Source organism: Streptomyces sp. URMC 123 (assembly GCF_051386515.1).
Taxonomy (GTDB): domain Bacteria; phylum Actinomycetota; class Actinomycetes; order Streptomycetales; family Streptomycetaceae; genus Streptomyces.
Genome location: NZ_JBPQTV010000205.1, coordinates 1 through 11338 on the forward strand (window position 1 = coordinate 1; position 11338 = coordinate 11338).

8 protein-coding genes and 1 pseudogene are annotated in these 11338 nt (G+C 73.4%); 7 read left to right on the top strand and 2 right to left on the bottom strand.

The window, feature by feature from the left end; genetic code table 11:
* Positions 1–71: 71 nt before the first annotated feature.
* Positions 72–1118 (bottom strand): annotated as a pseudogene (locus tag ACSNOD_RS21445) (ABC transporter permease); the annotation flags it as partial.
* A gap of 479 nt (positions 1119–1597) precedes the next feature.
* Positions 1598–3772: a prolyl oligopeptidase family serine peptidase gene (locus ACSNOD_RS21450; protein ID WP_436768622.1), complete on the bottom strand. Its 2175-nt coding sequence runs from the start codon at positions 3770–3772 to the stop codon at positions 1598–1600.
* A gap of 206 nt (positions 3773–3978) precedes the next feature.
* Here ACSNOD_RS21450 and ACSNOD_RS21455 point away from each other — a divergent pair, with 206 nt between their 5' ends.
* The 7 genes from ACSNOD_RS21455 to ACSNOD_RS21485 form a co-directional block, all read left to right on the top strand.
* Positions 3979–4173, top strand: coding sequence for a hypothetical protein (locus ACSNOD_RS21455; RefSeq protein ID WP_436768623.1), 195 nt, complete (start codon positions 3979–3981; stop codon positions 4171–4173).
* A gap of 64 nt (positions 4174–4237) precedes the next feature.
* Positions 4238–5269 carry an N-acetyl-1-D-myo-inositol-2-amino-2-deoxy-alpha-D-glucopyranoside deacetylase gene (gene mshB, locus ACSNOD_RS21460; RefSeq protein WP_436768624.1) on the top strand — a complete coding sequence of 344 codons (1032 nt, stop codon included), beginning with the start codon at positions 4238–4240 and terminating at the stop codon, positions 5267–5269.
* A complete protein-coding gene (locus ACSNOD_RS21465) occupies positions 5266–5658 on the top strand; it encodes a DUF6113 family protein (RefSeq protein WP_436768625.1) in 393 nt (130 codons plus the stop codon). Before mshB ends, ACSNOD_RS21465 begins: the two co-directional genes overlap by 4 nt.
* Before the next feature lie 345 nt (positions 5659–6003).
* Entirely contained in the window at positions 6004–8553 is a 2550-nt protein-coding gene (locus ACSNOD_RS21470) for a hypothetical protein (protein ID WP_436768626.1), read from the top strand.
* 242 nt (positions 8554–8795) lie between these two features.
* Positions 8796–9734 (top strand): ABC transporter ATP-binding protein, encoded by a 939-nt coding sequence (locus tag ACSNOD_RS21475; protein WP_436768628.1) that lies wholly within the window; start codon positions 8796–8798, stop codon positions 9732–9734.
* Positions 9731–10495, top strand: coding sequence for an ABC transporter permease (locus ACSNOD_RS21480; protein WP_436768627.1), 765 nt, complete (start codon positions 9731–9733; stop codon positions 10493–10495). Before ACSNOD_RS21475 ends, ACSNOD_RS21480 begins: the two co-directional genes overlap by 4 nt.
* A 14-nt stretch (positions 10496–10509) precedes the next feature.
* On the top strand, positions 10510–11338 hold an 829-nt coding region (locus ACSNOD_RS21485; RefSeq protein ID WP_436768629.1), incomplete at its 3' end, for a sensor histidine kinase.

Genomic DNA, 11338 nt, shown 5'->3' on the forward strand with positions numbered 1-11338 from the left:
ACCGCGTGCAGCAGCGGGGGCGGCAAGGGCGGCGGCAAGGAGGGCGGCGACGGCAAGGAGCCCACGGAGCAGCGGGCGGTCTTGGGGTCGAACGCGTCCCGGACGGAGTCCCCGAGCAGGTTGAAGGCGACGACGAACACCACCATCGCGATGCCGGGGAAGAACATGAAGGTGATGTCGTTCTCGTAGACATCGGCGGCCTTGGCGAACATCCGGCCCCAGTCGGGGGTGGGCTCGACCAGACCGACCCCGAGGAAGGACAGGCCCGCCGCCGTCGTCACGAAGTTCGGCAGCATATAGGTCGCCTGGACCAGGATCGGGGTGACGAGGTTGGGCAGCAGCTCCTTGCGGATGATCCGCCAGGGGGAGGCCCCGCTGACCTTGGCCGCCTCGATGAATTCCCGTTCCCGCAGGCTGAGCACCGTGCCCCGGAGAATTCTCGCCAGGCCCATCCAGCCGAGGAACCACAGCACCGAGATCAGCGCCACCACCCGGATGTAGGTCGGGGTCTCGTCCCGTGGATCGACGAAGAGCGAGACCACCACGGGCATGAAGGCGACGAAGAACAGCTGGGCCGGAAAGGCGAGCAGCAGATCGATCACGCGGCTGATCAGGTAATCCGCGCGACCGCCCAGATATCCGGCGGCGACGCCCAGCAGAATCCCGGTGATCACCGTGGCCAGGGTGGCCGCCACGGCGATGGCCAGCGAGGTCCTGATGCCGTAGATCAGCAGGGTGAGGACATCGCGGCCCAGGCCCGGTTCCAGGCCGAACCAGAATTCGCCGGAGATCCCGCCGTTGGGCTGCAGGGGGTACGAGAACTCGTCGAAGAGCTCGGGCCGCTCCTGGACGTAGAAGGTGTACGGGTCCTTTCCGTACAGCCAGGAGATCACCGGGGCGAGCAGCGCCAGGGCGAAGAAGAAGAGCACCACATAGGCGGAGATCACTCCGGCCCGGTCGCGTTTGAACCGCCGCCACATCAGCTGCCCGGGGGAGCGGCCCGCCAGTTCGGCCGCGGCCGGCGGTCCCGCTTCCGGACCGAGGTCACCGGCGCCGTCGTCGCCCTGGGACGAGGGATTGCCCGGCCCGGCCGCGGCAGCCTGGGATGGACTGGTCATCGCTTGGCCCCCGACTCAAGTTCTCGTGGAACGCGGTGCGGCGCCCGTGAACGCCGCTGGGTGGTGCGGACTTTGGCAACTGATTTATGGCCCAGTCAAGGGGGTGACAAGGGGAGATGTGGCGGTCTCTCGCTTCTTGAGCGAAGATTTCGCAGATTGAGGTTGCCGCGTGCTTGACAGTGCGCGTATTCGCCGGATATCTCGACATAATTGACGATCATTGGCGTTGCGGCGGAGGCGTCGTGACCGATTCGGCTCCGATATCCGGACGGGCCACTGCGAACACCGTACGGCGGTGCGCGCGCCGTTGATCGGCCGGGGTACGCCCGGCGTACCCCGGCCGATCAACGCGGCACGGCGAAAAGAATCGCATCACCGTTGTATCCCTGGGGCCCATGGGAAAGATGATGCGCCATCCGGTGCGGGATATTCCGATCGGTGAGCGGTCAGTGAGCGGTCAGTGGGCGGTCAGTGGGCGGTCAGTGGACGCCGAGCGATCGCCGGAGGAATTCCACCTGCAACAGCAGCAGGTTTTCGGCCACCTGTTCCTGTGGGGTCATATGCGTCACCCCGGAGAGCGGCAGCACCTCGTGCGGGCGGCCCGCGGCGAGCAGCGCGGAGGACAGCCGCAGGGTGTGGGCGGCCACCACGTTGTCGTCCGCCAGCCCGTGCACGATCATCAGCGGGCGTGCCGGCTCGGCCGCCCCCACCAGGCCCTTCTCGCCCACCAGCGAGTTGGCCTCGTACGCCGCCGCGTCCTCGGCCGGGTGCCCGAGATAGCGCTCGGTGTAGTGGGTGTCGTACAACCGCCAGTCGGTCACCGGCGCGCCGGCGATGCCCGCGTGGAACACGTCCGGGCGCCGCAGCACCGCCAGGGCCGCCAGATAACCGCCGTACGACCAGCCGCGGATGCCCACCCGGCCCAGGTCCAGGGGGTGGGATTCGGCCAGCGCGTGCAGCGCCGCCACCTGGTCGTCCAGCGTGACGCCGGCGAAGTCCCCGGCGATGGCCTTCTCCCAGGCCGGGGAGCGGCCCGGGGTGCCCCGGCCGTCGGCCACCACGACCGCGAACCCCTGGTCGGCGAACCATTGGGAGGTCAGATGGGCGTTGTGGGCGGCGACCACGCGCTGCCCGTGCGGACCGCCGTACGGGTCCATCAGCACCGGCAGCGGGCCGTCGCCCTCCCGGTGGTCCGAGGGCAGCAGCACGGCGCACGGCACCCGGAGCGGGCCCGCCTCGACCAGCCGGGGCCGGGCCGTCAGCACCGGCCGCTCCGCGGCGGAGGCCACCGTGGCCACCGGGTCCTTCCCGCGCAGCACCCGCGCCACCGCGCCCGGACGGTCGAGGCCGGTCGACACCAGCACCGTCACCTCGCCGCAGCGCACCGCGCCGTGCACGCCCGCGCCCTCGGAGAGGCGCTCCACGCCCAGCTCGTTCACCCGGTACACATGCACCTCGCCGGTGCCGGGCTCCGCCGCCTCCGGCCCGGCCGACGCCGACACCAGGACGTCGCCGTCCGCGACGTCCAGCACCGCCCGTACATGCGTCTGCGGCCCGGTGAGCGGGCGGTCGCCGACCACCAGCACCCGCGCCCCGCCCTCGTCGGCGATCCGCACCAGCCGGCCGTCCGGCGTCCACGCCGGGCAGCCGCGGAACAGCTCCAGCCACGCCGGGTCCTCGTCCGCGTGCAGCAGCCGGGTCCGGCCCGACTCCGGGTCCACCGCCAGGAAGCGCTGGGTCCGCTGCGCCCGGTCCTGCACCAGCAGCAGGGGCGGTCCCGCCGAGGACCAGTGGACCCGCGCGAGATACGGATAGCGCTCCCGGTCCCACTCCACCTCGACGCGCTTGCCCGCGGCCGAGCCGTCGCCCGCCGCGGGGTCGGCCTCCCGGGCGTCGCCCAGGGGGACGAGGAACAGCCGCACCTCGGCGTTGGGCGTGCCGGCGGCCGGGTACGCCACCTCCTGCGGCGCCCGGTCCGGATTGGCCGGGTCGGCGATCCACCAGCGCCCCACCGGGCTCTCGTCGACCCGGGCCACGAGCAGCGCGTCGCTGTCCGGCGACCACCAGAAGCCGCGGGAGCGGTCCATCTCCTCCGCCGCGATGAACTCCGCGAGGCCGTAGGTGACCTGGTCCTCCGTCGCCGGGTCCGGCGCGGCGACCGCGCGGTCGCCGGCCCCGTCGGCCCCCACCACCCGCAGCGCGCCGCCGGTCACATAGGCGACCCGGCGGCCGTCCGGGGAGGGCCGGGGGTCCACCACCGGGCCGGGCACGGGCAGTTCGCGCGCGGTGCCGGCCCGCAGCTCCGCCGTGAACAGCCGGCCCGAGAGCGCGAAGGCCGCCAACTCCACCGCGTCGTCCACGGCGTACGCCACCACCCCGGCCGAGCCCTCCCGGCTGCGCTCCCGGCGCGCCCGCTCCTCGGCGGACAACTCCTCCTCGGCGCCGGCCAGCAGCGCCACCGGGTCGGCCGCGACTCGCTCGGTGCCCTCGTCCAGGTCGAGCACCCACAGCAGATGGGCTCGATCGGTGCCGGAGCGGGAGCGGAGGAAGACCACCCGGCCGGCGTCCGGGGAGACGGTGAAGGCGCGCGGCGCGCCGAGGGTGAAGCGCTGCGTCCTGGCGTGCTGCCGGGGAAACGAAAGCTCTGCGTCCATGGGGCGACCCTATGGGGCGGAACAGCGCCTCCGGATGCGACGGTGGTGCGCCCGGCGGGCCAGCGGGCGGACCGGTCCGTGCGCCCCTCTTCTGCATCCGTGCACCGATTCATGCGCACGCACGGAAAGTTATGATCCATCGCGCATAGTGGGTATCACCCACTCGGCAACCACTGGCTCGTCCCGCGACTTGGAGGTGAACCGCCGTGGCACTCTCGATTTCGGCGGTGGTGCTGCTGGCGATCGTCGTCTTCCTCCTGGTCCGCAAATCGGGGCTGAAGGCCGGACACGCCGTGGTCTGCGTCCTCCTGGGCTTCTATCTGGCGAGTTCGTCGATCGCGCCCACGGTGAACCAGCTGACCACCAGCGTCGCGAGCATGATCAACAACATCAAGTTCTGAGGCGGGCGCCGCGCGGCGGGACCGGGACGCCCGTACGGGCCGGGCCCGCTCGTACGCTGGAGCCATGAGTGATCTGTCCACCCCCGGCCCCCGCCGGGAGGCGCCCGCGCGCCGGCTTCTGCTGGTGCACGCGCACCCCGACGACGAGTCGATCAACAACGGCGCCACCATGGCCGCGTACGCCGCCGAAGGGGCGCTGGTCACCCTGGTGACCTGCACCCTCGGCGAGGAGGGCGAGGTCATCCCGCCCGAACTGGCCCATCTCGCCGCCGATCGGGACGATGCCCTCGGCCCCCATCGGCAGCGCGAGCTGGCCGCCGCGATGCGCGAGCTCGGGGTCACGGATCACCGCTTCCTCGGCGGGCCGGGGCGCTACCGCGACTCCGGCATGATGGGCGTCGCCCAGAACGACCGCCCGGGGGCCTTCTGGCGGGCCGACGTCGACGAGGCCGCCGCCCATCTCGTGGCCGTCATCCGCGAGGTCGGGCCGCAGGTGCTGGTGACGTACGACCAGGACGGGGGCTATGGGCACCCCGATCACATCCAGGCCCACCGCGTCGCCATGCGCGCCGCCGAGCTGGCCGCCGAGCCCGCCTACCGCCGGGACCTCGGCGAGCCGCACACCATCGACAAGATCTACTGGAACTGCATCGCCCGTTCGGCGGCCGAGGAGGGCTTCGCCCGGCTGCGCGCCCGCACCGGCGCCGACACCGCCTTCCGCGGTGTGGCCGACCTCGCCGACCTGCCCGGAGTCGTCGACGACGACGAGGTGACGGCGGTCGTCGACGGCGCGGCGTACGCCGATCGCAAGGCGGCCGCCCTGCGCGCGCACGCCACCCAGGTCGCCGTGGAGGAGCCGTTCTTCGCCCTCTCCAACGACCTGGGGCAGCCGCTGTTCACCACCGAGCACTACCGCCTGGTGCGGGGGACGCCGGGGGCGGAGCTCCCCGAGACCGATCTGTTCGCCGGCCTCGTCGCGGACACGGCGGGCGGCGGCGCGAACGGCGGTGACGGCGGCGGTTACGGTGGTGGCGCCGGCGACGCCGGTGGTGGCGGCGCGGCCGGCACGCGTCGCCCCCTGGGAGGAGCACGATGACCCTCGTACGACTGTGCGCGTATGCCGGACTCGCGGTGGTCGGCGCGGCCACGGGTGTGGCGGGCGCCCTGGTCCAGGGCGCCTGGTTCCCGGGCGGGCTGCTGCTCGCCCTGCTGGCCATCACCTCGCTCACCTACGGCGGGGCCAAGGCGGTGGGCACCCGGGTCGGCGCGGCCGCGCCGGCCGGCGGCTGGCTGGTGGCGGTGCTGCTGCTGACCGCCACCCGGCCCGAGGGCGACTTCCTGTTCAGCGCGGGCGTCGGCTCCTACGTCTTCCTGCTCGGCGGGATGATGGCGGCTGTGATGTGTGCCACCCTTCCGCAGCTGTCCCCGCCGGCGGACCGCAAGGCGCCCCCAGCGGGCCGACCTGGCGCCCGACTTGGCAAGTGACGCACCTTTACGGCCGTCTTCCGGGGCCCCCGGGAGCGGTGATGCAGCGGTAGTGGGGTGGGGCCCGGCGGTGCCCCAGTATGGTTGTGCGCGCCGCCGAGCCTTCCTCGTCTTCGGCATGGGTGACCCCCAGTGAGAGGTCATGACGGGCGGCGGAGCCAACCGGGAGAACCTGCCTTGAGCCGTGAAACTGACAGTTCGTCCTCCGGGCCCCAGGGGCGCGGTGGTGCCGCGTACCCGTCGGGGACCCCGCCGTACGGGTCCCGCCAGTATCCGTCGCCCCAGGGCACCTCGCGGGACACCTCGCACGACGCTTCCGACGCCAAGGAATCCAGCACCGCATCCATGAAGTCCAAGAAGTCCGAAGAGTCCAGGACGACAGAGCCCCGGGCGGAGTCCAGGCCCGAGCCCAGGACCGAGACCACGCTGACCACGCGCATCCGGATCAACATCCCGGGGTCGCGGCCGATCCCGCCGGTCGTGATGCGCAAGCCGGTCGAGGACGGCGAGATGACCGCCGAGACGGCGCTGCCGGCGGCCGAGGCCCCGGCCGAGCCGGAGACCGCCGCCTCCAGCGGTGATTCCGGTTCGGGGAGCGGACGGCCGGCGGCCGAGGCGGCCGACGAGGGCGGTGAGGAGACGAAGACCAGCGACTGGTTCGCTCCGCGCAAGCCCCCGGCGGCGGCCCCCGGTTCCCCGGCGGGCGCGGGTGCTCCGACGGGCGCCGGCGCGGGGTCGGGTTCGGCCTCCGCCTCCTCGGCGCCCGCGCTGGGCTCCGGCGCTGGTACGAGTGCGGGCTCGGCTTCCGGTTCGGGTTCCGCTTCGGGTCCTGGTTCCGCTCAGGGCCCTCGTGCCGGGTCCGCCTCGGCCGCCGGTTCGGGTGCCGCCGGTTCCGGCGCGGCGGGCTCCGCCACCGGCGGTGTCGGCTCGTCGGGCGGAGTCGGTTCGTCCGGCGGAGCCGCCGGGTTCGGCACCAACGGCACCAAGCCCGCCCTGCCCACGCGCCCGGCCCGGCGCTCCGGCCCGCTGGGCGCGGACCGCGCCAAGGGGCCCGGACCGCAGGCCGGCACCCAGGGCGCGCCCCTGTTCCCGTACTTCTCCGACAGCTCCTCGTCCGGGTCCTCGTCGCAGTCGCGCCCGCAGGGCCGCGTGGGCGGCCCCGCGGCCGACGGCGCGGAGCCGGGCGCCCCGGTGCCCGGACTGCGGCCCGACACTGGCGCGGGCGGCCCCGGCGCCTCCTACGGCGGCTTCGCGGCCGGCGGCGGCTCCGACCCGCTGGGCCCCGACCCGCTGGGCGCGGACCCGGCGGCGGGCCCCGGCTCCACCCCGCCGTTCGGCACCCCGGCCATGGACGCGCCCGGCGCGCCCACCGGCGCGGGCCCCCATGGGCCGACCACCGGCCCGGCCAGCGGTGTGATGCCGGTGCCGCCGCCGGCCTACGGCATGGACGGCGGCCTGGACGGCGCGTCCGGCGGCTTCGACGCCGCGGCCCCGGCCCCCGGCGGCCCCTCCGGCTTCGCCGACGACGCCTTCTTCGGCGGCCCGGCCACCGGCACCCCGGACCAGGTCTCCAGCGACACCCTCGTCAGCGGCATCCCGGCCGTCCCGCCGGCCGGCGACTCCGGGTTCGGGGGCGGCGGCTCACCCTTCGCGGACCCCGGCTCCCCCTTCGCGGACGCCCCCCGGGCCCCGGGCGGCGGCGTGCCCTCCGTCCGGGACAGCGGCGGTCTGGTGCCGCCCGCCAAGACCGGCGTTCCGGCCCCCTCGGGCGCCGGTTCCGACCGGGCCGACGGGCCCGACAAGGGCGGCCGGGGCAAGGGCGGCAAGGGCAAGGGCGCGGGCGCCAAGGGCAAGGGAGCCAAGGGCACGGGCAGTGAGGCCGCGTCGGCCGCCGTGCCCGCGAGCGCGCCCGCCAAGAGCGCGCCGGCCAAGAGCGCGCCGGCCAAGAAGAAGGGCCGCTCCAAGCTGGTCCTGCTCGCCGTGGGCCTCTTCGGCGTCGCCGGAGTGACCTATGGCGCGGGCCTCTTCCTCGACCACGCGGACGTGCCCAAGGGCACCACCGTGCTGGGCGTCGACATCGGCGGCACCTCCAAGGAGGAGGCGGTCAAGAAGCTCGACACCGCCCTCGGCGGCCGGAGCGAGGCGCCCCTCAAGGTGGCCGTCGACGGCAGGGCCCAGGAGCTCAAGCCGTCCGTGGCGGGCCTGTCGATCGACACCCAGACCACCGTGCGCAAGGCGGCGGGCCGGGACTACAACCCCATTTCCGTCATCGGCTCCCTGTTCGGCTCCACCCGTCCCGCACAGCCCGAGATCAAGATCGACGAGGAGAAGCTGACCGCGGCGCTCAAGGGCGTGTCCGGGGGCGGCGGCGGGCAGGACGGCGGCATCACCTTCGAGGGCGGCAAGGCCGTCGCCGTACCGGGCAAGCCGCACCAGGCCCTGGACGTCCCCAAGTCGGTCGAGGCGGTCACCAAGGCCTACCGGGAGCGGGCCGAGACCGGCCGGAACGCCGCCGTGGCGCTGCCCTCGGGCATGAGCCAGCCGGCGGTCTCCCAGGCCGAGATCGACCGGGCGATGAAGGAGTTCGCGCAGCCCGCGATGTCCGGACTGGTCACCGTGCAGACGGACGCCGCGCACAAGGTGTCCTTCAGCCCCGAGGTGTCGCTGCCCAAGTTCCTGTCGATGAAGGCGATCGACGGCAAGCTCGTGGAGAGCTACGACAAGGCGGTGCTGAAGGAGCTGTACGGCGCCACCTTCAACGGCGTGCTGATCCAGCGCGGCGACGGCAGCAGGACGCCCGTCACGCCCGAGGACGTGATCGGTGCCCTGCGGAAGGCGCTGGTCGGCAAGACGCCGGCCGAGCGCGTCGGGGTCATCGCGACCAACCCGCAGTAGCGTTCGCCGGGTCGGGCGGTCCCGTGTCCGGACCGCCCGGCCGTCACCCATGACATCTGTCATGACCTCTTGACGATCGATGACACTGCTGGTCGCCGCCGTGGTCGGGCAAGCTCGGGAACATGAGCACAACCGCACGCAGCGCACGCCACGACGGCCGTGCCGACGACCGTACCGGGGGCGGGGCCGGGCCCCGCTTCTCCCGGCCCCGCGGAGGCCGCCCCGACGCCGGGCAGGCCCCCGTGGTCCACTTCGACCGGGTCGAGAAGAGCTACGGCACCGTCCGCGCGGTGTCCGACCTCTCCCTGGAGCTCCACGCGGGCGAGACCGTCGCCCTGCTCGGCCCCAACGGCGCCGGCAAGTCCTCCACCCTCGATCTGCTGCTCGGCCTGCGCACCCCCGACAGCGGGACCGTGCGGCTGTTCGGCACGACGCCGCAGCAGGCCATCGCCCAGGGCAGGGTGGGCGCCATGCTGCAGAGCGGCGGCCTCATGGAGGAGGTCACCGTCCGCGAAATGGTGGGCCTGGCCCGCTCCCTGCACCCGCGCCCGCACCCCCTCTCCGAGGTGATGGCCAGGGCCGGCATCACGGACATCGCCGACCGCAAGGTCGACAAGCTGTCCGGCGGTCAGGAGCAGCGCGTCCGGTTCGCCCTCGCCACGGCCGGGGCCAATGACCTGATCGTGCTGGACGAGCCCACCACCGGCATGGACGTCACCTCCCGGCAGGCGTTCTGGGCCACCATGCGGGAACAGGCCGAGCAGGGCCGCACGGTGCTCTTCGCCACGCACTATCTGGAGGAGGCCGACGAGGTGGCGGACCGGGTGCTGGTCCTGCACCGCGGCCGGCTCCTCGCCGACGGCACCGCCGCCGAGATCAAGGCCATGACGGGCGTCCGCCGGATCGCCTTCGACCTCGACGAGCCCGTGGACGAGGTGCTGCTGCGCGCCCTGCCGCACCTGGCCGACCTGCAAGTATCCGGCCGCACCGTCCGCATGCGCTCCCACGACGCCGACGCCACCGTGCAGGCCGTCTACGCCAGCGGCCTCTACCCGCGGGGCCTGGAGGTCTCCGGGCTCGGCCTGGAGCAGGCGTTCATCGCCATCACCGACGCCGCGACGGCGGCCACCGACGCCGGGGCCACCGCCGCGGCCACCACCGCCGAGGAGGCACAGCGATGACGACGGCGACCTCCGCTCCCGTTTGGCCCCTGGTCCGGCTGGAGATCCTGCGCACCCTGCGGAACAAGAAGTTCATGTTCTTCTCGGTGATCTACCCCGCCCTGCTCTACCTGCTGATCTCCGGCGCCCAGAGCGGCACCGAGAAGATCCCCGGCACCGACCTCACCGCCCAGCTGTACTACATGGTGGCGATGGCCTCCTTCGGCGCGCTCACCAGCGTGCTCATCGGCAACAGCGAGAAGATCGCCAAGGAGCGGGAGAAGGGCTGGGTGCGCCAGCTCCGGCTGACGGCGCTGCCGGGCCGCGGCTATGTGACCGCCAAGATCGCCGCAGCGGCGACCGTCACCCTGCCCGCCATCGTGATCGTCCTGGCCCTGGGCGCCGTGGTGAAGGGCGTACGGCTCGACGCCTGGCAGTGGCTCGCGCTGACCGGCGCCATCTGGGCGGGCAGCCTGGTCTTCGCCGCGCTCGGTGTGGCGATCGGCTATCTGGCCACCGGTGACGCGGTGCGCCCGCTGACCATGCTGATCTACTTCGCCCTGGCCATCCTCGGCGGCCTGTGGATGCCGCTGAGTGTCTTCCCGCAGTGGCTCCAGGACATATCCGCGTGGATGCCGACCCACGCCTACGCCGCCCTCGGCCAGGCCATCGAGGTCGGGGACGCGCCCCACCTGAAGGACGCGGCCCTGCTCGCCGCCTATCTCGTCGTGTTCGCCGGGGCCGCCGCCTGGCTCTACCGCAAGGACACCCGCAAAGCGTGAGCGAGACTGCTGCCATGGGTGTGCACGAGAGATGGTGGCAGCGCTGGCGCGAGCGGCTGGAGGCCGACTCCGACGTGTCGGCCTCCGTCGGCAATCCGCCGGAGAACCGCCGCCAGGCGTTCGTGAAGCTGACGTGGATCGGCATCTGGCTCGCCTATATGAGCGCGCCGGTGAGCGACCTGCTCTCCGACGAGATGTCCCTGACCGCCACGGTCCTCGGCTGGACGGGGCTGATCGGGTTCGTCGCCGTCTACCTGGTCCTGGTCTTCCGCCACACCTCCTGGGCGCTGTCGCCGCCGCTGGTGCTGTCGGCGCTCTGCGCCCTGGTGGCGCTGGCGGTGATCCTGCCCCTGGCCTTCGGCGCGCCCTGGCTGGTGCTGTGGGTGTATCTCTCGATCACCTGCGGCGCGGTGCTGCCGAACCAGCTGTCCCGCTGGGTCGTCCCCGCCACCACGGCGCTGCTGATCCTCGTCGGACTGCGCGTGGAGAGCGCCGGGGAACTGCTCTCCGCGCTGGTCATCCCGTGCCTCCTCGGCGGCTACGCGATGCTCGGCATCCGGCAGATGGTCCGCACGACCCGGGCGCTGCGGGAGGCCAGGGCCACCGTCGCGCACCTGGCCGCCAACGAGGAGCGGCTGCGGCTCGCCCGCGATCTGCACGACCTGCTGGGCCACTCCCTCTCGCTCATCGCGCTCAAGAGCGAGCTCGCCGGGCGCATGCTGCCGGACCACCCGGAGCAGGCCGCGACGCAGGTCGCGGACATCGAACGGGTGGGCCGCCAGGCGCTGGTCGATGTGCGGGAGGCGGTGAGCGGCTTCCGCCGGCCGACCCTGGCCGGCGAGA